General features: G+C 65.7%; 17 protein-coding genes. 11 read left to right on the top strand and 6 right to left on the bottom strand.

Annotation, left to right across the window (positions count from 1 at the left end; genetic code table 11):
- The first annotated feature begins 14 nt into the window (after positions 1 to 14).
- The 4 genes from M1E01_RS09790 to M1E01_RS09775 all read left to right on the top strand — a co-directional run bounded on the left by M1E01_RS09790 (position 15) and on the right by M1E01_RS09775 (position 3,228).
- Positions 15 to 800: a sulfite exporter TauE/SafE family protein gene (locus M1E01_RS09790; RefSeq protein WP_457971427.1), complete on the top strand. Its 786-nt coding sequence runs from the start codon at positions 15 to 17 to the stop codon at positions 798 to 800.
- Between the two features lie 19 nt (positions 801 to 819).
- Positions 820 to 1,638, top strand: coding sequence for a TrmH family RNA methyltransferase (locus M1E01_RS09785; protein ID WP_457971426.1), 819 nt, complete (start codon positions 820 to 822; stop codon positions 1,636 to 1,638).
- 156 nt (positions 1,639 to 1,794) lie between these two features.
- On the top strand, positions 1,795 to 2,052 hold the full coding sequence (locus M1E01_RS09780; protein WP_009358283.1) for a type B 50S ribosomal protein L31: 258 nt from the start codon (positions 1,795 to 1,797) through the stop codon (positions 2,050 to 2,052).
- Between the two features lie 81 nt (positions 2,053 to 2,133).
- Positions 2,134 to 3,228, top strand: coding sequence for a lipoate--protein ligase family protein (locus tag M1E01_RS09775; RefSeq protein ID WP_457971425.1), 1,095 nt, complete (start codon positions 2,134 to 2,136; stop codon positions 3,226 to 3,228).
- A gap of 103 nt (positions 3,229 to 3,331) precedes the next feature.
- Here M1E01_RS09775 and pepN read toward each other — a convergent pair whose 3' ends face one another.
- The gene (gene pepN, locus M1E01_RS09770; protein ID WP_457971424.1) at positions 3,332 to 5,977 is read right to left on the bottom strand and encodes an aminopeptidase N; all 2,646 of its coding nucleotides are present in this window, start codon (positions 5,975 to 5,977) and stop codon (positions 3,332 to 3,334) included.
- A gap of 55 nt (positions 5,978 to 6,032) precedes the next feature.
- Positions 6,033 to 7,058 (bottom strand): YeiH family protein, encoded by a 1,026-nt coding sequence (locus tag M1E01_RS09765; protein ID WP_457974927.1) that lies wholly within the window; start codon positions 7,056 to 7,058, stop codon positions 6,033 to 6,035.
- 196 nt (positions 7,059 to 7,254) lie between these two features.
- Between M1E01_RS09765 and M1E01_RS09760 the strand changes: the two genes are divergently transcribed.
- The 3 genes from M1E01_RS09760 (at position 7,255) to M1E01_RS09750 (ending at position 10,661) form a co-directional block, all read left to right on the top strand.
- The gene (locus M1E01_RS09760; RefSeq protein WP_457971423.1) at positions 7,255 to 8,811 is read left to right on the top strand and encodes a circularly permuted type 2 ATP-grasp protein; all 1,557 of its coding nucleotides are present in this window, start codon (positions 7,255 to 7,257) and stop codon (positions 8,809 to 8,811) included.
- Between the two features lie 75 nt (positions 8,812 to 8,886).
- Positions 8,887 to 9,813 carry an alpha-E domain-containing protein gene (locus tag M1E01_RS09755; RefSeq protein WP_457974818.1) on the top strand — a complete coding sequence of 309 codons (927 nt, stop codon included), beginning with the start codon at positions 8,887 to 8,889 and terminating at the stop codon, positions 9,811 to 9,813.
- Complete coding sequence (locus tag M1E01_RS09750; RefSeq protein WP_457974817.1) at positions 9,810 to 10,661, top strand: transglutaminase family protein; 852 nt, start codon at positions 9,810 to 9,812, stop codon at positions 10,659 to 10,661. Before M1E01_RS09755 ends, M1E01_RS09750 begins: the two co-directional genes overlap by 4 nt.
- Positions 10,662 to 10,750: 89 nt before the next feature.
- Here M1E01_RS09750 and M1E01_RS09745 read toward each other — a convergent pair whose 3' ends face one another.
- Together M1E01_RS09745 and glgC are read right to left on the bottom strand one after the other, a co-directional pair.
- Complete coding sequence (locus M1E01_RS09745) at positions 10,751 to 12,202, bottom strand: SDR family NAD(P)-dependent oxidoreductase (protein WP_457974816.1); 1,452 nt, start codon at positions 12,200 to 12,202, stop codon at positions 10,751 to 10,753.
- A gap of 62 nt (positions 12,203 to 12,264) precedes the next feature.
- Positions 12,265 to 13,680, bottom strand: a complete 1,416-nt coding sequence (gene glgC, locus M1E01_RS09740; RefSeq protein ID WP_457974815.1) for a glucose-1-phosphate adenylyltransferase — start codon at positions 13,678 to 13,680, stop codon at positions 12,265 to 12,267.
- Positions 13,681 to 13,782: 102 nt separating this feature from the next.
- On the opposite strand from glgC, the gene glgA reads away from it, so the two are divergent.
- Positions 13,783 to 14,979, top strand: a complete 1,197-nt coding sequence (gene glgA, locus M1E01_RS09735) for a glycogen synthase (RefSeq protein WP_457974813.1) — start codon at positions 13,783 to 13,785, stop codon at positions 14,977 to 14,979.
- A gap of 87 nt (positions 14,980 to 15,066) precedes the next feature.
- Here the strand turns inward: glgA and M1E01_RS09730 are convergent, their stop codons facing one another.
- Positions 15,067 to 17,124 (bottom strand): acyl-CoA dehydrogenase family protein, encoded by a 2,058-nt coding sequence (locus tag M1E01_RS09730; RefSeq protein WP_457974812.1) that lies wholly within the window; start codon positions 17,122 to 17,124, stop codon positions 15,067 to 15,069.
- 34 nt (positions 17,125 to 17,158) lie between these two features.
- Positions 17,159 to 17,905 (bottom strand): TetR/AcrR family transcriptional regulator, encoded by a 747-nt coding sequence (locus M1E01_RS09725; RefSeq protein WP_457974926.1) that lies wholly within the window; start codon positions 17,903 to 17,905, stop codon positions 17,159 to 17,161.
- Here M1E01_RS09725 and M1E01_RS09720 point away from each other — a divergent pair.
- Genes M1E01_RS09720 through M1E01_RS09710 form a run of 3 tightly spaced genes read left to right on the top strand, consistent with a single transcriptional unit; the run spans position 17,904 to position 21,511 of the window.
- Positions 17,904 to 19,259, top strand: a complete 1,356-nt coding sequence (locus M1E01_RS09720) for an acetyl-CoA C-acetyltransferase (protein WP_457974811.1) — start codon at positions 17,904 to 17,906, stop codon at positions 19,257 to 19,259. The genes M1E01_RS09725 and M1E01_RS09720 overlap by 2 nt on opposite strands.
- A 9-nt stretch (positions 19,260 to 19,268) precedes the next feature.
- Complete coding sequence (locus M1E01_RS09715; RefSeq protein ID WP_457974810.1) at positions 19,269 to 20,603, top strand: 3-oxoacyl-ACP reductase; 1,335 nt, start codon at positions 19,269 to 19,271, stop codon at positions 20,601 to 20,603.
- Positions 20,600 to 21,511, top strand: a complete 912-nt coding sequence (locus M1E01_RS09710; protein WP_457974809.1) for a MaoC family dehydratase — start codon at positions 20,600 to 20,602, stop codon at positions 21,509 to 21,511. Before M1E01_RS09715 ends, M1E01_RS09710 begins: the two co-directional genes overlap by 4 nt.
- Positions 21,512 to 21,518: the final 7 nt, after the last annotated feature.

Genomic DNA, 21,518 nt, shown 5'->3' with positions numbered 1-21,518 from the left:
GCCGGCGCACCACCGTGGAGTTACTCAGCGGCATCCTTGTGTTCTTCGCCGGCCTCTGGGCAGGCACAATCAACAGCGTTGTCGGTTCCGGCACCCTCGTTACGTTCCCCGTGCTGATCGCCTTGGGGCTTGCTCCGGTGACAGCCTCCATGAGCAACGCCATGGGCCTCGTGGCCGGCGGTGCAGCTGGAGCGTGGGGCTACCGCCGCGAACTCAAAGGCCGGGGGCGCCAGCTGCTGAAGCTGCTCCCTGCCTCCCTCTTGGGTGGAATTTCGGGTGCCTGGCTGCTGCTGCACCTGCCGGAGGAGGTGTTCCACTACGCGGCTCCCGCGCTGATCGTGCTGGCCCTGCTGATGGTCGTCTTCCAGCCGCGGCTGCAGCGCTGGGTCCGTAACAGGGAAGAAAACCCCGAGCACGCACTCCGGGACAAACACCACGGCATTCTGCTGGTGGTGCTCGTGTACCTTGCGGGCGTCTACGGCGGTTACTTTGTTGCCGCCCAGGGGATTCTGCTGGTGGGCATCCTCGGCGTCTTCATGACAGGAACCATCCAGAACGCCAACGCCATGAAGAACTTCCTGGTGCTGGGCGTCAACCTGATCGCTGCGACCTCCTACATGCTCTTCGCTATGGACCGGATTGACTGGGTCGTGGTGGCCATCATCGCTGTCAGCTCGCTCATCGGCGGCGTGGTCGGATCCAAGGTGGGCCGCAGGCTCTCCCCTCCGGTCTTGCGCGGGGTGATCTTCGCGCTCGGGCTGGTCGCGCTGGGCGTCATGATCGCGAATCTGCTCCAATGATGACTGGAATGATGGCCCGATGACCTTCCACTACCTCGAATCCGCCAACGACCCGCGGGTCTCGGATTACACCCAGCTGACGGACGTGCACTTGCGCAAGGTCCGTGAGCCCGCCGAAGGCATGTACATTGCCGAGTCCTCCCGGGTACTGCGGCGGGCCCTCGCCGCAGGGCACCGGCCACGCTCGTTTTTCCTGGCAGAGAAGTGGGTCGACGACCTCGCCGACATCTTCCAGCAATATCCGGACGTGCCTGCCTTCGTGGGCAGCTCCGCGCTGCTCGAGGAAATCACAGGATTCCACCTGCACCGCGGGGCCATGGCCGCCATGCACCGTCCGGCTCCCGTGCCGCTGCACGACCTCCTGGCCGGTGCCCGGCGCGTGGCGGTGCTTGAAGACATCGTGGACCACACGAACGTCGGCGCCATTTTTCGTTCCGCGGCGGCGCTGGACATGGACGCTGTCCTCATCTCGCCGCGCTGCGGCGATCCCCTGTACCGTCGCAGCGTGCGGGTAAGCATGGGCACGGTGTTCCAGGTGCCGTGGGCGCGGCTGGCCAGCTGGCCGGAGGACATTGCAGCACTCAAGGCAGAAGGCTTCACCGTGGCCGCCATGGAGCTCACGCCGGATGCCCTGGACCTCGATGACCTCGCGGCCCGCAACCCTGACAGGCTCGCGCTGGTGCTGGGAACGGAAGGTGCCGGTATGAGCGCGGCCACCCTTGCCGCCGTCGACCTCGCCGTGAAGATTCCGATGCGGGCCGGCGTTGATTCGCTAAATGTTGCCGCTGCGTCAGCCGTGGCTTTCTGGGAACTGCGCCCGCGGAGGAAAACCCGCTAAAAGCACACGACGGGCGTGTTCGTCACCGTCCTGCAGATCAGCTATTATTGATAGCTGGCTGCCCTGCGTTTTCAGCGTGCTGGAACTGCAGACAGCGGCCATCCCATTCATACCTGGCGGCTGGCAAAATCCAGCGCTGCGAACAAAGGTCCCATTATGAAGTCTGATATCCACCCGAAGTACGAAGCTGTTGTATTCAACGACCTGGCTTCCGGCGTCAAGTTCCTGACCAAGTCCACCGTGTCTTCCTCCAAGACCATCGAGTGGGAGGACGGCAACACCTACCCGGTCATCGACGTCGAAATCTCCTCGGAGTCCCACCCGTTCTACACGGGCAAGCAGCGCATCATGGACTCCGCAGGCCGCGTCGAGCGCTTCAACGCTCGCTTCAAGGGCTTCGGCGGCAAGAAGTAATTCACTTCGCCCCAAGGTTCTTTCGAAAGCCCGCACCGGAAACGGTGCGGGCTTTCCGCGTTGTGAGGCAGGATGGATGGCATGACCGCCACGCCTTTTTTCGCCCGCGACGACGACGCCCCGCGTCTTCACGGGGAGTACAAGGTGCCGGGCGGGAAGCTCGTCGTGGTAGACCTCGACGTCGTCAATGGCGCCTTCGCCGGCGTCTCCCTTAGCGGCGATTTCTTCCTCGAACCCGATGAGGCGCTGCTGGACATCAACGCTGCACTGGAAGGACTTCCGGAAAGTTCGACGGCGGAGGATATCGCCGCCGCCGTAAAGACCTCCCTGCGGGAAGACGCAGTGCTGTTTGGATTCTCCCCGGAAGCCGTGGCCGTGGCCGTCCGGCGGGCGTTGTCCAAGGCCACGTCCTGGTCCGACCACCACTGGAACATCATCGCGTCCGCTGTGCTGCCCACCCACCTGAACGTGGCGCTGGACGAGGTCCTGACAGAGGAGGTGGGCGCTGGCCGCCGCAACCCCACAATTCGGTTCTGGGATTGGGAGGAACCTTCGGTGGTCATCGGCAGCTTCCAGTCCTACCGCAACGAGGTGGACCCGGCAGGGGTTGCCAGACACGGCATCACCGTGGTCCGCCGGATCAGCGGCGGCGGAGCCATGTTCATGGAGGCTGGCAACTGCATCACCTACTCGCTTTACCTGCCCCAGACCCTCGTGGACGGCATTAGCTTCGTGGATTCGTACGCGTTCCTGGATGCCTGGGTCATAGCCGCCCTCAAGCAGCTCGGCATCAACGCCTTCTACGTGCCGCTCAACGACATCGCAACGGACCAGGGAAAGATCGGCGGCGCCGCCCAGAAGCGGCTGGCCAACGGCGGCATGCTGCACCACGTCACCATGAGCTACGACATCGACGCGGACAAGATGGTGGAGGTGCTGCGGATAGGCAAGGAGAAGCTCTCGGACAAGGGCACCACCAGCGCCAAGAAGCGCGTGGATCCGCTGCGGCGCCAGACCGGACTTTCCCGCGCCGACATCGTGGCCGCCATGATGGATGTTTTCGCCGGACGCTATGGCGCGGTGCCCTCGGAAATCACGCCTGCCGAACTGGAGACGGCGCGCGGCCGCATCCGCACCAAGTTCGGCACGGACGAATGGCTGCATCGCGTTCCCTGACAACGCAGTGACTTTTTCGTACCAGTGACCCTGACGAACCAGTGAGCCTACGAAACCAGTGGCCCCTACGAACCCAGTGGCACCGTAAGAATGCGGTGACGCCCTAAGAATTCAGTGACACTGCCTGGGCCGTGAGAGCGCGGTGGAGGTGGCTGCGCTGTTCGATGACGATGCGGCGCAGCGCCGGCGGCGCGTCCCGGTGCACGGCAAGCCAGGAATCAGTGCGCACAATCACCGGGTGGTCCTCAGGGGAGGCTCCCGGGAGGAGGTCCTGGGACCCGGGGTACAGACCGCGGATGATGCGGCCGGCTATCTCGATGCTGCGCCCAGCCCACACCGGCACCAGGCAGTCGAAGTATGGCTCCACAAAGGGCTCCAGCAGCTCCGGCGGGCTCGTGGTGAAGCCGGCAATCGTGGCGCTGAGAAGCTGGTTGGACAGCTCTGTTCCGTGCACAGCTGCACGCCACGCTGCTGCCTTGACTGTTGGCTCAGGCCGGGCCGCGAGCGCGGTGGCGTGCCCCGCGCGTCCGGAGGCTGTCAGGTCCCTTGACAGCTCGGCGTCGAGCTCGTCGCTACTGGCCAGCCCGTGGGCGGCGAGGGCGTGCCAGAGGCTCCAGCGGAGTTCCGCGTCGACCGCCAGGCCCGGCACAGTTTCAGTGCCCTCCAGCAGGGCGCGCAGGAGGTTCAGCTCGCTGCCGTTCTTGCGGCTCAGCGTGGCCAGCGTCCGTGCCCAGGCTAGCTGCTGGTCCGAGCCGGGGGAGGCACGGCGAAATTCAATGGCCGCGGCCTTGGTGAATGCTTCCCGCAGGCCTGTGCGTTCACCGGCCGCAGTGAAGTGTTCAAGCGCCGTCGAAGCGTTGCCGAGGACGTTCAGCAGGACGCCGACTCCCGTCTCGGCTGGCGCGAACTGCTGCACGGCCTGCACATACCGGCAGGCCGGACTAAGTCCGTCGCGGGTGGAGTTCCACAGCGCCGACCAGCACAGGGCCCGGGCCATGGGGTCACTGATCCTGTCCAGCGAGGACCGGACGGTCGCCTCGGAGACCGGGTCCAGCCGTACCTTGGCGTAGCTCAGGTCCTCGTCATTCACGATCAGCAGGGCTGGAAGCTGCTTGCCGGCCAGGGCGGGAACCTCCTCGGCGGGGCCTGACAGGTCGCATTCAACCGAGTCTGTCCGGACCAGTGCGCCTGCGGCGTCGAAATTGTAGAGCCCGATACGCAGCCGGTGCGGGCGCAGTTCCTGCCGTCCGGTCGCCGGGTCCAGCGCGTCCTGAAGCAGCGTGGCTCTCACGAGCACGGGCCCGCCAGGCGTTCCTTGAGCCGTTTCGAACTCCGCTGTAGTTTCCGGCTCCATTGTGAGGGTGGAGATGCCGGACGTCTGGAGCCACTGCCGCGCCCACACGCCCAAATCCCTTCCTGACGCCCGGCTGAGCGCTGCGAGGAGATCGGCCAGGGTGGTGTTGCCGAATGCGTGCTCCCGGAAGTACTCCCGGGAGCCGGCGATGAAAGCGTCGAAGCCGACGTAGGCCACGAGCTGCTTCAGGACTGAGGCCCCCTTCGCGTAGGTGATGCCGTCGAAGTTCTGTTTTGCCGCTTCAAGGTCCGGGATGTCGGCCACGATGGGGTGCGTGGTGGGGAGCTGGTCCTGGACGTAGGCCCAGGCCTTCCGGTTGTTTGCAAAGTTGACCCAGCCAGTCTCCCATCCGGTGGCCCGGTCCACTCCGAGGGTCCCCATATAGTCCGCGAAGGACTCTTTAAGCCACAGATCGTCCCACCATTGCATCGTGACGAGGTCCCCGAACCACATGTGGGCCATCTCATGCATCAGAGTGTTGGCGCGGCCCTGGTACTGGGAATCTGTGGCCCGGGACGTGAAGACGTAGTTCTCCGTGAACGTGACAAGGCCGGGGTTCTCCATCGCGCCCAGGTTGTACTCTGGCACGAACGCCTGGTCGTACTTTCCCCACGGGTACGGGTAGTCGAAGAGGCGGTTGAAGAACTCGAGCCCCTGCTTCGTGAGCTTAAACAGCTCATGGGTGTCGAAAGAGTCTGCCATGGAAGCCCGGCAGTAAAGGGCCAGCGGCACCTCAAGCCGGGTGCCATCGTCGAGCGTTGCGCTCCAGCGCTCGTCCGCCTTGAAATAGGGGCCCGCCAGCACGGTGGTGATGTAGGTGGACATCGGGAGGGTGGGCAGAAAGTCCCACTGGCTGGCGGCAGGATCGCCGTCGACGGGGATGCGCGCCGCCTCCGCGCCATTGGAGGCGACATGCCACCCGGAGGGCGCGATGACGTGGAAGGTGAAGGCTGCCTTGAGGTCGGGCTGTTCGAAGTTGGCGAACACGCGGCGGGCGTCGGCGGGCTCGTACTGCGTGTAGAGGTAGCACCGGCCGTCCGCCGGATCGAAAAAGCGGTGCATGCCTTCTCCGGACGTGCTGTAAAACGCCGTGCCCGCCACCGTGACCGTGTTTTCCACCTGCAGGCCGTCCAGCCGGATCCGGGCGCCGTCCACGACTTCCTCCACCCGAAGCGCCACACCGTTGAGGACCACACTCTTCACTTCACCGATGAAGTCCAGGAACGTCGTAGCTCCGGGCTGGCTGGCCGAGAAGGCGATAGTGCTCCGGCTGGCGTATCCGGCAGTGTCCTGCAGCGCGGCGCTGCGGACGTCGAGCAGGACGTCGTACGCGTGGGTGGTGATCAGGGCAGACCGGGCTGCCGCTTCAGAGCGCTGGAGGTTCGCATTCGACACCCAGTCATTGAACCATGCCTGTTATTGAAGCATGCCTGTTATTGCAGCATGCCTGTTATTGCAGCATGAGGAGTGCGGCGGCCAGTCCGAGGGCGGCAATCAGCAGCCATGCCGCCAGCGCGGCACTGACGGCCCGCAGCCCGGTGTGCAGCAGGGTCTGGATCCGCACGGCAGTCCCAAGCCCGAACAGCGCCGCTCCCAGAAGAATGTCCTGCAATCCGGCGGCCGCTTCGAGCCCGGCCTGCGGGATCCAGCCGGTGGAGCGCAGCGCCACCATGGCCACGAATCCGACGACGAACAGCGGGACCACGGGCGGCAGCGCCTCCGTAGGCAGCGGGCCTACGGAGTCCTCGCCTGCAGGGGCGGCAGGATCCCCTGCGCGGCGGGTCCGCCGCACGGACACGACCCGTTGGTGCACCCCGGCGGCCGCCACCATGGGAGCCAACAGGATGACCCGCGTCAGCTTGACGACGACGGCGATCGCCAGGGCCGCGGGACCTGCGGTCTGCGCGGCAGCCACCACCTGGCCCACGTCGTGTACCGAGGCGCCGGTCCACGCGCCAAAGGCCTCGGGGCTTAGCCGCAACGGATGGATCAACAGCGGAAGGACGCCAATGGCAAGTGTCCCGCAGAGGGTCACGAGAGTCACTGGCAGCACGGTGTCCGGGTGCCTGATGCGCCGCACGGCGGCCATCGCCCCGATGGCCGAGGCGCCGCAGATCGAGAATCCGGTCGCGATCAGCAGCGAGGTATCCCGCGTCAGTCGGAAGAGACGGGAAATGCCGTAGGTTCCCGCGAAGCTGGCCACCACTACCGCCGCAATCAGCAGCAGCGAGGCCCAGCCGAGACCGAGTACGTCCCCGATGCCCACCTGCAGCCCGAGGAGCACAATGCCGCCGCGCATCAGGTGCTTTCCCGCAAAGTCCAGACCCGGCCTTGCCCGGCCCGCGGCCCATACTGCGGTGACCGGCAGGTTGGCCGCCAGCAGGCCCAGCACCACGGCCAAGGTCATCACCGGAAGAGGCGGAACGGCGGCATGGATGAGGAACGCCAAGGCCAGCGCAACCACTGCCGTCAGCAGGCCCGGAAGATTCCGGGTAAGGTTCTGATGCGCCTCCCTGCGCGGCCGTGGCTGCGGCGGCGTCGGGAATCGGAAGTCGGGCACGTCCCAACCATGCCGGACAGGCGAGGCAAAAGGCCAACTGGACGGACCCGCCCACACGCCAGGACGCGGTACGGAAATGAATTTGCAACAAAAAGGTGGTTGGCTAATGACCATGTCTGACCTATTCCAGGATTACTCGACGGCCGCCGGCCGCACGGGTGCCTACGACGAGATGTTTGCCCCCGGGCAAACGGCCCGCACATCCTACGGCCAAGTCGCCGGTGCCCTCCGTGAGCTGTCCCTCGCCGACGTCAGCGCGCGAGCGGACTCAATGGCACGGACCTTCCTGGACCGCGGGGTGACATTCGACTATGCCGGGGAGGAGCGTCCCTTCCCGCTGGACATCGTCCCGCGCGTGATTCCCGCCGATGAGTGGGCTGTGCTTGAGCGCGGTGTGGCGCAGCGCGTCAAGGCCCTCGAGGCATTCCTTAATGACGTCTATGACAAGATGACGGTCGTCTCGGACGGCGTGATTCCCCGCCAGCTGGTCACCACGAGCGCGCACTTCCACCGCGCCGTCCACGGATTCGAACCGGCCGGCGGCGTCCGTGTGCACATCTCCGGCATCGACGTTGTCCGTGACGCCGCGGGCACGTTCCGCGTCCTGGAGGACAACGTCCGCGTGCCGTCCGGCGTCAGCTACGTACTGGAGAACCGGCGGGCCATGGCAAAGGGTCTTCCCGAGGCTTTCGGATCCCAGCTCATCCGCCCCGTAGAGGAATATCCGCGGCGGCTGCTCTCGGCCCTGCGCAAGACCGCTCCCTCCGGCGTCGACGATCCCACCGTGGTGGTGCTGACCCCCGGCGTCTTCAACAGCGCCTACTTCGAACACACCCTGCTCGCCGGGCTGATGGGCGTCGAGCTCGTCGAAGGCCGGGACCTCATCTGCCGCGGCAACCGTGTTTACATGCGGACCACCGCCGGCGAACAGCGGGTGGACGTCATTTACAAGCGGATCGACGACGACTTCCTTGACCCGCTGCAGTTCCGCTCCGACTCCATGCTCGGCTGCCCGGGCCTGGTCAACGCCGCGCGGGCCGGCGGTGTCACCATCGCCAACGCCGTGGGCAACGGCGTGGCTGACGACAAGCTGGTCTACAGCTACGTTCCGGACCTGATCCGCTACTACCTGGGCGAAGAGCCCGTTATCGCAAATGTGGACACGTTCCGGCTCGAGGAAGACGAAGCCCGCGAGCACGTCCTCGACCGGCTCGATGAACTCGTGGTCAAGCCAGTGGACGGTTCGGGCGGCAAGGGCCTGGTCATCGGGCCGGACGCGTCCAAGGAGGAACTCGACGCCCTCCGCAAGCGCATCATTGCGGACCCTCGCGGGTGGATCGCGCAGCCGGTCCTGCAGCTGTCCACTGTGCCCACGCTCAGCGGAGACAAGTTTGGTCCGCGCCACGTGGACCTGCGTCCGTTTGCCGTGAACGACGGCGATGAGGTATGGGTCCTCCCTGGCGGACTCACCCGCGTTGCGTTGAAGGAGGGCTCCCTGATCGTGAATTCCAGCCAGGGCGGCGGCTCGAAGGACACCTGGGTGTTGGCAGATTCCCCGCAGGTGCCGGTGGAGCAGCTGCCCCGGCAGCCCATCACAGTCCGGGAACGCGTATCCGTCTGGCCCGTCGAAAGCAACTGGCGGGACCGCCAGTCGGAGCAGCAGCAGTGACGCCGCAGGCACGCTGCACATCCGCTGCCACATCCCGACCACTGACCACCCGGCCCGCGCAGGAGGTAGCCGCACATGCTTAGCCGAATCGCCGAGTCCCTTTTCTGGATCGGCCGCTACGTTGAACGGGCTGACGGCACCGCCCGCATTTTGGACGTCCACCTCGAGCGGCTGAACCACCTGCCTACGGAGGAGCGCCGCAGCGTGGCCCGGGAGCTGCTCGCGGTCATGGGCGCGCGTCCGCAGAGTGGGGACTTCGGACTGGAGGAACTGCTGAACGCCCTCGCCTACGACAAGCACAGTGCCACCTCCATCGCCGGGTCCCTCGGCGCCGCCCGCGAGAATGCACGGCGTGCCCGCGAGACGGTGTCGTCCGGGCTGTGGGAAAGCCTGAACACCACGTACTACGGGCTGAACCAGCACCGCAAGGACGTGGTGGGCACCTACCGGTACTGCCACTGGGTGCTGGAGCGCACCGCGATGGTCAGCGGTTTGGCGGACACCACGGTGAGCCACGACGACTCCTGGCTCTTTCTTGCCTTGGGCCGTTCGCTGGAGCGGGCGGACATGACGGCGCGCATGCTTTCCACCCGGGACGTGCTCTCCGCTGGCATGTCCTGGGTCAACATGCTGCGCTGCGCCGGCGCCTACGAGTCCTTCCTGCGCACCCGGCGCGCCGCCTTCGGTGACCAGCACGCCGCCGAGTTCCTGCTGCTGGACAGGCTCTTTCCGCGCTCCATCGTCTACGCCCTGCGCGACGCGGACGAGTGCCTGGCGAAGCTGGACCCCACGGCACAGCGCGTCGGCTTCATCAACGACGCCCGTCGGATCGTGGGCCAGGCGCGCACGTTCCTCGAGTTCCACCGCACGGACGATCTCATGTCGGAGTTGCCGGAGCACATGGAGCGCGTGCAAAAGGCTGTCTCGCAGGCCTCGGACGCCATTTCCCGTAAGTACTTCAATCAGGCGGACGAACTGGCCTGGGTGGGAGAAGTTTCATGACCCGGCTAAGCATCATCCACAAGACCGGCTACAAGTACAACAAGCGGGTGACGCTGTCCTACAACGAGGCGCGCATGACGCCGCTGACGGATCCGCAGCAAGTGGTGCTGGAGTCATCCCTGAAGGTCCTCCCGTCACAGGCTGCGGTGAGCAGTTACCGGGACTACTGGGGCACCCGGGTCACGGCTTTTGACATGCAGATGCCGCATGAACACCTCGAAGTCCTCTCCACCACCACGGTCGAAGTACACCGGGTGGAGCGCATCCCCTCTGAAGCGGACATTGTGGGCTGGGACCACTTGGCGTCATATGAGGTGCTGAACCAGCACAGCGACTGGATCCCGCAGTCGCAGCTCACCGGTCCCGGCGACGAAGTGCTCGCCATCGTCCCGGGCGTGGTGGAGGGTAAGAACCCCCACGACGCCGCGTTGGCGGTTTTTGAGTGGATGCGGGGTGAGATGACGTATATGAAGGGCTCCACCGGCGTCACCACCAATGCCGAGGAGGCCTGGAACCAGCGGCAGGGCGTCTGCCAGGACCTCGCCCACCTTGCCATCGGCGCTCTGCGCAGCTGCGGGATCCCCGCCCGATATGTGTCCGGTTACCTTCACCCGCGTTCGACGGCGGACATCGGTGAGACGGTTGCCGGCCAGTCCCACGCCTGGCTGGAGTGGTGGGACGGCGAATGGCGCAGTTGGGATCCGACCAACCACAAGCCGGCAGGGGATTTCCACGTCACCGTGGCACGCGGCCGGGACTACCGGGACGTGCCGCCGCTGAAGGGCATCCTCTCGGGCGGCGGAGGATCCGCCCTCAGCGTGAGCGTCGAAATCACCCGTTTGGCCTAGAGGGATGGCGGCAGCGGGCCGTTTAAGCTGAAAGTGCGGGCTCCCGGCAATGCCGGGAGCCCGCACTTACTCATTGAGCAATTACACCTTTACCAAGGGCTCGGCTTGTAGTCCTTGAGAAACACGCCGTACTGGTCCTCGCCCTTTTCGCCCATGACGATCGGATCGTACACGCGGGCAGCCCCGTCCACGAGGTCCAGCGGTGCATGGAAGCCTTCCTCCATCAGGCGCACCTTGGTGTAGTGCGGCCGCTCGTCCGTGATCCAGCCGGTGTCCACAGCCGTCATCAGGATGCCGTCGGTGTCCAGCATTTCCTTGGCGCTGGTTCTGGTCATCATGTTCAGGGCGGCCTTGGCCATGTTCGTGTGCGGGTGGCCTGGGCCCTTGTAGGCGCGGGAGAACTGCCCCTCCATTGCCGAGACGTTCACAATGTACTTCCGCCGCGCGGTGGAGCGCCTCATGGCGTCACGCAGCCTGCTGACCAGCAGGAAGGGTGCCGTCACGTTGCAGAGCTGCACTTCCAGCATTTCAAGCGGGTCCACCTCGTCCACTACCTGCGTCCAGCTGTTGATGGTCGCGAGGTCGGGCACCAGGCCGCCGGCGTCAATTGCGGTGCCGGAGGCAATGCGTTCCAGGGAGGCGGAGCCAGTGGACAGGGCAAGGGATGTGATGGCGTCGCCGGCCAGCACCGGATGCTCGGTTACGCTGCTGGCGAGGGCGAGCGGGTGCTTGTCATGGGCGTGGCCGAAAGTGACCAGCTCAGGGCCTCCGTTGCCTGCCTGGAGCGCGGCCGGAAGCGGCTCGTCCTCCGCGTCCACCAGGGGCTTGTAGGCGTTGCCTGAGCGGCGGACGGTTTGCGCTGCATTGTTGATGATGATGTCCAGCGGCCCGGCGGCGTTGAGGTCGTCGGTGAGCGCCATGACCTGGGACGGGTCGCGCAGGTCGATTCCCACGATCTTCAACCGTTGCAGCCATTCGGCGCTGTCCTCCATGGCGGCGAAGCGGCGGGCGGCGTCCTTGGGGAAGCGGGTGGTGATGGTGGTGTGCGCGCCGTCCCGGAGCAGCCGCAGGGCGATGTACATGCCGATCTTGGCCCGGCCGCCCGTCAGCAGGGCACGCCTGCCGGTGAGGTCGGTGCGCGCGTCCCGCTTGGTGTGGCTGAATGCCGCGCACTCCGGGCACAGCTGGTGGTAGAAGGCGTCCACCTGGGTGTAGTGCTGCTTGCAGATGTAGCACGGCCGGGACCTGATCAGGTGGCCGGCCACTTTGCCCGTCGCCGAGGGGGCGAGTTTGTTGCCGCGGGTTTCGTCATCAATCCGGTCCGGGGCGGCCGTCGCGGTCTGGGCGAGCACGGCCCGGTCAGCCTCTGCGATGAGGTCCCGTTTCGTGACGCGGCGGTGGCGCTTGACGGCCTTGAACATCTTCCCGGTGGCGCGGCGTACCGAGACGTAGTCAGGATGCTCCTCGTCGTAGACGTGGATGCTGTTCAAAACCTTGAGACAGGCCTGAATCTCTTCAGGCGTCAGATCGGAGGAGCTCATTGATCTGATTTTACAGCCTGTTGGGATTCGGGCCTGCCTCGGTGAGTTGGCGGCAGCCGGAATCAGGAACGAACAGCAGGCTGGGGCGGGGAGTCAACGCCGACAGCTGCAGCATGGACCTTGCCCACCTGCTCAACCGAACTGCGTACCTCTGGCCAGTTCTCCGTCGCGGCCTTCACAGCATCGGGGACCAAATGCAGGTTTGCGGCGGACAGCGCGCGCTCGGCGTCGTCCGGCTCCGGCACGAACTGCCCCTTGGAGAGCACCGTGATGCCCGAATCGGTGACTTTGAAGCCGCGGGCGCGGTCCAGTTCCGGGTCGAGGCCAATGGCTGCACCGTCAGGGACACGCACGTTCTTGTCGATGATGGCCCGCCGTACTACGGCACCCCCACCGATTTGGACCTTGTCCATCAGCACGGAGTCAATGACCCGGCTGGCGGTTCCGACGTATACGTCGTTGGACAGCACCGAGCCCTCCACGATGCCGCCCGAGATGACCACGCCGCTGGCCACGATGGAATCAAGGGCAGTTCCGACAGTATTGTTGTCGCCGCGGACAAACTTCGCGGGCGGAGAGATGCTCTGGCGGGTGTAGATGGGCCACTCGGAGTTGTACAGGTTGAACACCGGCAGTGGCGAGATCAGGTCCATGTGGGCATCGTAAAACGAGTCGATCGTTCCGACGTCGCGCCAGTAGGTGCGGTCACGTTCCGTGGACCCGGGGATGTCGTTGAGGGTGAAGTCATAGACTCCGGCCTCGCCACGGTTCACGAAGTAGGGGATGATATCGCCGCCCATGTCGTGCTTGGTGTCGAGGCGTTCGGCGTCAACGTGCAGCGCGTCGACCAGGGCGTCGGCGTTGAAGACGTAGTTGCCCATCGACGCCAGGAACTGGCTAGGGTCGGCGGCAAGGCCCGGCGTTGACGCTGGTTTTTCAACGAACGCCGCAATTTTCTGCGGGTCCGCCTGGTCCACCTCGATGACGCCGAACTGGTCGGCCATGTGCAGCGGCTGCCGGACGGCGGCAACGGTGGCCTTGGCGCCGCTGAGAACGTGCTGCTCCACCATCTGCGCGAAGTCCATCCGGTAGACGTGGTCGGCACCGACTACGACAACAATGTCAGGATTGGCGTCGTGGATCAGGTTCAGCGACTGGTAAATGGCGTTGGCGCTGCCCAGGAACCAGCTCTTGCCCACGCGCTGCTGCGCGGGAACGGAGGCGACGTAGTTGCCGAGCTGCGTGGACATGCGCCAGGTTTCGGAGATGTGGCGGTCAAGGCTGTGGGACTTGTACTGGGTCAGGACCACGATCTGGAGATACCGGGAGTTCACGAGGTTGGAGAGGGCGAAGTCGATTAGCCGGTAACTGCCCGCAAAAGGCACGGCTGGCTTGGCTCTGTCTGCCGTCAGCGGCATCAGGCGGTTGCCTTCTCCGCCCGCCAGGACAATCGCCAATACTTTTTTAGTCAACGGCATAGTAGTCGCTCCCTGTACACCTTCGTAAACTCCCCAACAGTCCGGCACGCCCGGACTTCTTCACACTAGAACAGATAAGCGTCAAGGACTACCTTGGGCATCATGCGAATAGACATTGTGACTAAAGAGTTTCCGCCGGAGATCTACGGCGGTGCGGGTGTCCACGTGGCCGAGCTGAGCCGGGTCCTGGCCCGGCAGGTAGACCTGCAGGTGCGTGCCTTTGGTGCACCCAGGGATGCTGACTACCACGGGGCGCACGTGACCTCCTACTCGGTCCCTGAGGATCTCGGATCCGCGAACGCGGCCGTCCAGACCCTCGGCGTCGACCTTCGCATCGTTCCGGACGTCCAGGGAGCCGACCTGGTCCATTCGCATACGTGGTACGCCAACATGGCAGGACACCTCGCCTCGCTGCTGCACGGCATCCCGCACGTGCTCAGCGCCCACAGCCTGGAACCGCTCCGCCCATGGAAGGCCGAACAGCTCGGCGGCGGCTACGCGCTGTCCTCCTGGGTCGAGAAGACTGCCTACGAGGCGGCCGCCGCGATCATCGCCGTGTCCGAAGGCATGCGCCAGGACATCCTGCGCAGTTACCCCGAGGTTGACCCGGCCAAGGTCAAGGTGGTGCACAACGGCATCGACGTCAGCCTGTGGAACCGGGACGAAAACGACGACGTTGTCCGCTCCCTCGGCATCGATCCCGAGCTGCCCAGCGTTGTGTTCGTGGGACGGAACACCCGGCAGAAGGGGGTTCCCTACCTCCTGCGTGCTGCCGCAAAGCTCCCCGCCGACGTGCAGCTGGTGCTTTGCCTCGGAGCCGCCGACACCCCCGAGCTCGCCGCCGAAACCGCACGGCTGATCGAGGAGCTGCAGAGCCAGCGCAGCGGCGTTGTGCTCATTGAGCGGATGCTGCCCCGCAACGAACTCATCCAGGTCCTCAGCCACGCCACCGCCTTCGCATGCCCGTCCATCTACGAACCGCTCGGCATCGTGAACCTCGAGGCCATGGCCTGCGGCGCCGCCGTGGTGGCCAGCGCCACCGGCGGAATCCCGGAGGTGGTGCAGCACGGTGACACCGGGCTGCTCGTGGACCTCGAACAGGTCACCGACGGCACTGGTACGCCGCTGGATCCGGAGAAGTTCGTCACGGACTTTGCCGCTGCCCTGACCGAAGTGGTTTCCGACCCCCAGCGCGCCCGAGCCATGGGCGAGGCCGGCAGGCGCCGCGCCGAGGAGCACTTCTCGTGGGAGTCAATTACCGAGACCACGCTCGACGTCTACCGTTCAGTGCTCAAATAGCAGCAGCTGAAGCTGCCTGCTCTATCAACGCCAGACATCACGCCCGACGGCGGCGCTCCCCAAAGTGGGAACGCCGCCGTCGGGGGTTTAAGCTGACTTTTCGTCGACAGGGGCGTTGCCCCTGGCCCGCTGGAGGCGGTAGAACTGGCGTGCTTCGTCCTGCCGCAGTTGCTCCGCTCCGGTAGCGATGGCGGCCCGAAGGTGCTCCGGACCGTAACCGAAGGCATCCACCAGGTCCAGGGCGTGCGGCCGGATCTTGACCAGCAGCCTGTCGATGTAGGCGCCCACGGTCCGCGCCCGCTGCATGGAAAGCCGGCCGTTCATCAGGTACCAGGACAGGTTCTTCTCGATCAGGGAGAGCCCGAAGAGATCCCTGAGCCACGTGAGCACGCTCTTCGTCCCTGGATCCCTGACCTGCGTCAGGGCCTCAGTGAACGCTTCCCACTGCAGCAGCTCGGCGTGCGCCTGCGCCGTGTCGATCAGCTCGTTCTGGTGCCGGTTGAAGACGGCGGCAGCTTCGCGTTGCGGGAGCCTGTTGGCCCCCTTCAACGAAGCGGCCGCCTCGGCAACCATGGTCTGCACCCGGTCCGATAGCAGGGTGCGCTGGCTCTCCTCATCCCGCAGCGCGATGGCCGCTTTCTGGGGCAGTCCGGTGTCCGCCACAAACTGCGCGACACCCCGCAGGCCGGTCCGGTGGATGGCGGTACCCGCCGCCTGGTTCACGACGTAGCGCGCCAGCACCCCGAAGTTGACGTTGCGGAATTCCTTGGCGTAGTCGGCCAGCAGCCTTTTGGCCACCAGCTGCAGCAGCACTGTGTTGTCGCCCTCGAAGGTGACGTAGACGTCCAAGTCTGCGCGGAGTGAGGCGAAACGGTTCTCCATCAGGAAGCCGGCGCCGCCGCACGCCTCGCGGCACTCCTGCAGGGTGTCCAGCGCGTGCCACGTGCTCAGCGGCTTGAGGGCAGCGGCGAGAGTCTCGAGATCCTGCCGGTCCGCGTCGGTGCATTCCGGGCCGGAGAACACGTCATCGAACCTCTGCAGCAGCTGCTCATGGGCGAACGCGGCGGCGTAAGTGGTGGCCAGACGGGTGAAGAGCCGGCGCTGGTGCCTCTGGTAGTCAAGGAGCACCTCTTCCTCGGTCAGCGAGGAGGAGTTGAACTGACGGCGCTCGGCGGCATAGGTGATGGCAGTCTTCAGGGCGAGCTTTGAGGCCGCCACAGCGGCCCCGTCGAGGCTGACCCTGCCCTGCACGAGGGTGCCAAGCATCGTGAAGAAGCGCCTGCCCGGGCTGGCGATGGGCGAGCTGTAATGTCCGTCGGCATCCACGTCGCCGTAGCGGTTGAGCAGGTTCGTGCGGGGGATCCTGACATTGCTGAAGTGCAGGCGGCCGTTGTCGATCCCGTTCAGGCCGCCCTTGACGCCGTCGTCCTCGCCGCCGATCCCGGGCAGAAACTCCTTGGTGTCCGGGTGCCGCAGATTCACGTAGAAGGCATGGACCCCGTGGTTCACGCCGCGGGTAATGAGCTGTGCGAACACCACGGCAGCGAGCCCGTCGACGGCGGCGTTGCCGATGTAGTCTTTCCAGGCACCACGGAATGGCGTGTTGATGACGAATTCCCGGGTGCCGGCGTCGTACGTGGCGGTGGTGGCGATACTCGCCACGTCCGAACCGTGCCCCGTCTCCGTCATGGCGAAACAGCCCGGGATTTCCAGGTTCATGATGCCCGGCAGCCACTTCCGGTGGTGCTCACCGGTGCCCAGGTGCATCACGGCCGAACCAAAGAGTCCCCACTGCACGCCGGCCTTGATTTGGAGGGACGGGTCGGCGGTGACCAGTTCCTCGAATCCTGCAATGTTGCCACCGTGGTCGTCTGAACCGCCCACGTCCGAGGGGAACGCGCGGTGCACGCCTCCGTTGTCCACAAGGTAGCGGAGCTGGCCGAACGTGCGCTGCCGATGTTCGGTGTGCGTCAGGCCCTCGATCTTGTGCAGCTCGGGCCTCGCTGCAAGTTCCCGCGCCTGGCGCCGGATGTCCGCCCATTTCCCCAGCAGCTGCTCATGCAGTGCCGCCACGTCAACGGCCGGCCGGCCGCCGTCGACTGCGCCGATGGTGGTGCCAGGGGGACGGTCTGCTAGTTCAGTCATGTCGATTCCTTCGTTGGTCTGAACAGATGTGAGGTTAGGGAACGTCGTTGAGCTCGGGTGCGATACCCAGGCACAGCCAGGCCGTGATCTGGCGTGCCATCGTTTCCTGATCAGGCTTCTCGGGGGAGTCGGGGCTGGCCAGCCACTGTTCACCCGCGTTCCGGACAAGCCCGATCGCGGCGTTCGGCCAGTAGCCGATCACAGCTTCCTTGCCCGGACCGAGGTGGGCGCGCATGGGCCGGGCGATCATGTCCGCGATAGCGTCAAAAAAGTGGCCCAGCGCCCCGGCCGTGGCGATGCCCTGGCCGCCGTCGGTATCCGATGCCGAGTACCGGGTAACAAACGTGTACACGTTAGGGCTGGTCTCGGCCATCTGCAGATAGGCCGAGACCATGGCGTGCAGGCCCTCGCGCGGGGTCTGGGCCGCCTGCGCCGCCTCCTGGATTCGCCGCTGCATCTGGTTGAGTACCACGTCTCCCACGGCCTGCTGAAGTCCGGCTTTGTCCCGGAAGTACCGGTAGAAAACGGACTTTGAGGTTCCGGCGGCGGCGGCGATGTCTTCCATCGAGGCGTCGCTGCCTAGGAGGTGGACCGCCCGACGGGCAGCTTTGATGAGTTCCCTCCGGCGCTCCTCACGATGAGACTGCCATCTCGAAGCCCGGCCGTCGATGGCAGCGGCTTCGGGTTCAGAACCGGCGGAAGGCAGGAGGTTGTTCACGATACCCAGCGTATCAGGTACGCTGGGTATCGATAACCCGCGCGGAACAAAGGAGACTCGCATGTCCACTGAGGGGCACTCATTTAATGGAACCGGGGAAGCTGTGGCCTCGTCCGGCCCAACCCTGCGTTCGGCAGTTGTGGTGGGCGGCAACAGGATTCCCTTTGCCCGCACTGGTGGCGCCTATACGAAGTCCTCAAACCAGGACATGCTCACAGCTGCCCTTGACGGCCTGGTGGCCCGCTTCGGCCTGCAGGATGAACGGATCGGAGAAGTTGCTGCCGGCGCGGTGCTCAAGCACTCCCGCGACTTCAACCTCACCCGCGAAGTCGTCCTCGGCTCGGCTCTCTCTGCCGAAACCCCCGCCTATGACCTGCAGCAGGCCTGCGCCACCGGGCTGGAAGCGGTGCTCGGCCTGGCCAATAAGGTCAGGCTGGGGCAGATTGAGTCGGCCATCGCGGGCGGTGTGGACTCCGCATCCGATGCGCCGATTGCAGTGAGCGAGGGGCTCCGGGAAATCCTTTTGGACCTGAGCCGGGCCAAAACTCTGCCACAGAAGCTGCAGGTTCTCGCGAGGCTGCGCCCCAAGGACCTTGCTCCCGACGCTCCCAGCACCGGCGAACCCAGGACCGGCCTGTCAATGGGGGAGCACCAGGCCCTGACCACTGCCCAGTGGAAGATCACCCGCGAGGCGCAGGACGAGGTGGCCTACAACAGTCACCGCAATCTCGCCGCCGCCTATGACGCCGGATTCTTCGACGACCTCCTCACCCCCTACCGGGGGCTGGGCCGGGACTCGAACCTTCGCCCGGACACCAGCCTTGAGAAGCTGGCCACCCTGAAGCCCGTCTTCGGGCGCAACCTTGGCTCGGAAGCCACCATGACGGCTGGCAACTCCACTCCGCTGACCGACGGAGCCTCTACCGTTTTGCTGGCTTCGGAGGAGTGGGCTGACAGTCACGGTCTGCCCAAGCTCGCAACTGTCGTGGATGGTGAAGCCGCGGCAGTGGACTTTGTCCATGGCAAGGACGGCCTGCTGATGGCCCCGGCGTTCGCTGTGCCGCGCCTGCTAGCACGCAACGGCCTGACCCTGGACGATATTGACTACTTTGAAATCCACGAGGCCTTTGCCGGAACCGTCCTGAGCACGCTCGCCGCCTGGGAGGACGAGGAATTCGGACGGACACGGCTTGGACTGGACGGCGCATTCGGCAAGGTAGACCGTTCCCGGCTCAACGTCCACGGTTCCTCCCTGGCTGCGGGGCACCCCTTCGCGGCCACCGGGGGCCGTATCGTGGCGACACTTGCCAAGATGCTGCACGAGAAGGGCACCGTCAATGGGCGGCCCGCCCTGGGCCTCATTTCCGTCTGCGCTGCCGGTGGACAGGGCGTCGCCGCACTGCTGGAAGCACGCTAGGGGATTTCGATGACGGATACATACGCCCGGCTGGTCAGCAAGGATCCGGGCAAGGACCTTGCCAGGAAGCTAGGGCTTCCGCAGCCGGCCGCGCTCCGGCGCTACGAACCCGGCCAGCCCCTCGTTGCCGGACCTGTGCTGGTCATAGGGACCGGTACTGGAGCGGATGACCTGGCCGGGGAGCTCGTGGCCTGGAACCTGGATGTCCGGCGGCACCCTGTTGCCAGGGAACGGCTCGGCGCGGTTCTGCTGGCGCTGGACGATCTTGAATCACTTGCCGACCTTGAACAGCCGGTGCTTTCGGCGGGGAACGCCCTGCGGGAGCTGGCACCGAACGGGCGCGTGATCATCATTTCCCGCGATCCCGACGGCAGCCGCCCGGCCGCTGCTGCCGCCCGCCAAGCGGTGGGCGGCCTGCTCCGTTCCCTGGCCAAGGAACTGCGGGCCGGAGCCACGGGCAACGGCATCGTCCTTGCCGGCGGCGTCGGCACCACCGCTCCCTCCGTGCTCGGTGCGCTCCGGTTCTTCCTCTCGGGCCGGTCGGCCTTCGTCGACGGGCAGTTGCTGCGGGTCGGGTCGGCGTCGGGCAGCCTCGCCGCAGCACCCGATGCACCCCTCGCCGGAAAGGTCGCCGTCGTCACGGGCGCCGCCCGCGGCATTGGGGCTTCCATTGCCCGGACGCTGCACCGGGATGGAGCAACGGTGGTGGCTGTGGACATTCCCGCCGCGGGAGACCATCTGGCAGCGGTCGTCAACGGGATCCGCGGCACCGCGCTCCAGCTCGATGTCACGCGGCGGGACGCCGGCGAGCGGATCCTTGACCACGCCGGCCGGCACGGACGGCTGGACATCATGGTGCACAATGCAGGCATCACCCGGGACAAGCTGCTGGTGAACATGGATCATGCGCGGTGGAGTTCCGTCATGGCAGTGAACGTCGAGGCCCAGCTGAGGATCAATGATGTCCTCCTGCCTTCCGGCCTCTTCCGCTCCGCTCCAAGAATCGTCTCGGTGGCGTCCACCAGCGGCATCGCTGGCAACAGGGGGCAGACGAACTATGCGGCCTCCAAGGCGGGCGTGATCGGCATGGTCCGGGCCACGGCCCCCCTGCTCGCGGAGTACGGCGGTTCCATCAATGCTGTGGCTCCGGGTTTCATTGAGACGGAAATGACGGCCCGGATGCCGTTTGCGCCCCGGGAGATTGCGCGGCGGCTGAATTCGCTCCAGCAGGGCGGACGGCCTGAGGACGTTGCCGAAGCCATCGCGTTCCTCGCCAGCGACGCCGCCGGGGGCATATCCGGAGAGGTGCTGAGAGTGTGCGGACAAAATCTGGTGGGGGCATGAGCGTGGGCCAGCCCGTCATCCTGGGCGAGATGCCGTCGCTGTCCAAGCTGTATGTGAATGCGGCTGCCGGGGCGGCACGGCGCCGGATCCTGGGATCCCCGGCCGGTGACGCCCTGCCTGCCGTGAGCCATGAAGTTCGCGAGGCAAGGGCCGACGTCGAAAACCTGACCGCCTACCAGCACCTGATCGGTGAGTCCGCCAGCGATGTACTCCCCGCAGGGTTTATGCATGCCATGGCCTTCCCCGTGGCGATGAGCGTTCTGAACAGGGATGACTTCCCCTTGCCGCTGCTGGGCATGATCCACCTCCGCAATGTGGTCGAACAGTTCATCCCGGTGCTCTTTACCGAGCGCTTGGACATTACTGCCCGCGCGGAGGGGCTGCGCGCCCATCGGGCAGGGACCCAACTGGACGTCGTGGCCGAAATCCGCGGTTCAGGGGACGGTATGGTCCGCTGGCGGGGAGTTTCGACGTATCTTGCGAAGGGCATCTTTCTTCCCGGGATAGATAAGGCCTCGGCCGTGGGGCGTCCGGGGGACTTCAAAGCGCCGAACCCGACGGCGGTCTGGCAGTTGGGAGTCGACACCGGGCGTGCTTACGCGGCCGTCTCCGGGGATTTTAATCCCATCCACCTCAGCGCGCTCTCTGCGAAAGCCCTGGGGCTGCGGCGGTCAATCGCCCATGGCATGTACCTGGCGTCACGGGCGCTCGCGGTGGTCGGCACCGCCAAGGGCGACTCGTTCCGCTGGGACGTTTCCTTCGAGGCGCCCGTGTACCTCCCGGCACGCGTCGCGCTGGAGATCTCCACCGCGCAGGGGGAGGGTGACGCGTTGCTGAGGTCGGATTACGTGGCCTGGAGCCCAAGTTCGGGCCGCCGGTATTTCAGCGGATCCGTCACTGCCCTGTGACAGGCTA

The organism is Arthrobacter sp. D1-17 (assembly GCF_054130535.1).
This window is presented reverse-complemented; position numbering and strand designations above follow the sequence as displayed.

Bases quoted from the DNA above. Each gene is read 5' to 3' on its own strand.
- M1E01_RS09785 (WP_457971426.1), top strand. From the start codon at position 820: ATGACCTTCCACTACCTCGAATCCGCCAACGACCCGCGGGTCTCGGAT.
- M1E01_RS09780 (WP_009358283.1), top strand. From the start codon at position 1,795: ATGAAGTCTGATATCCACCCGAAGTACGAAGCTGTTGTATTCAACGAC.
- M1E01_RS09775 (WP_457971425.1), top strand. From the start codon at position 2,134: ATGACCGCCACGCCTTTTTTCGCCCGCGACGACGACGCCCCGCGTCTT.
- M1E01_RS09760 (WP_457971423.1), top strand. From the start codon at position 7,255: ATGTCTGACCTATTCCAGGATTACTCGACGGCCGCCGGCCGCACGGGT.
- M1E01_RS09755 (WP_457974818.1), top strand. From the start codon at position 8,887: ATGCTTAGCCGAATCGCCGAGTCCCTTTTCTGGATCGGCCGCTACGTT.
- M1E01_RS09750 (WP_457974817.1), top strand. From the start codon at position 9,810: ATGACCCGGCTAAGCATCATCCACAAGACCGGCTACAAGTACAACAAG.
- M1E01_RS09745 (WP_457974816.1), bottom strand. From the start codon at position 12,202: ATGAGCTCCTCCGATCTGACGCCTGAAGAGATTCAGGCCTGTCTCAAG.
- glgC (WP_457974815.1), bottom strand. From the start codon at position 13,680: ATGCCGTTGACTAAAAAAGTATTGGCGATTGTCCTGGCGGGCGGAGAA.
- glgA (WP_457974813.1), top strand. From the start codon at position 13,783: ATGCGAATAGACATTGTGACTAAAGAGTTTCCGCCGGAGATCTACGGC.
- M1E01_RS09730 (WP_457974812.1), bottom strand. From the start codon at position 17,124: ATGACTGAACTAGCAGACCGTCCCCCTGGCACCACCATCGGCGCAGTC.
- M1E01_RS09720 (WP_457974811.1), top strand. From the start codon at position 17,904: ATGTCCACTGAGGGGCACTCATTTAATGGAACCGGGGAAGCTGTGGCC.
- M1E01_RS09725 (WP_457974926.1), bottom strand. From the start codon at position 17,905: ATGCGAGTCTCCTTTGTTCCGCGCGGGTTATCGATACCCAGCGTACCT.
- M1E01_RS09715 (WP_457974810.1), top strand. From the start codon at position 19,269: ATGACGGATACATACGCCCGGCTGGTCAGCAAGGATCCGGGCAAGGAC.
- M1E01_RS09710 (WP_457974809.1), top strand. From the start codon at position 20,600: ATGAGCGTGGGCCAGCCCGTCATCCTGGGCGAGATGCCGTCGCTGTCC.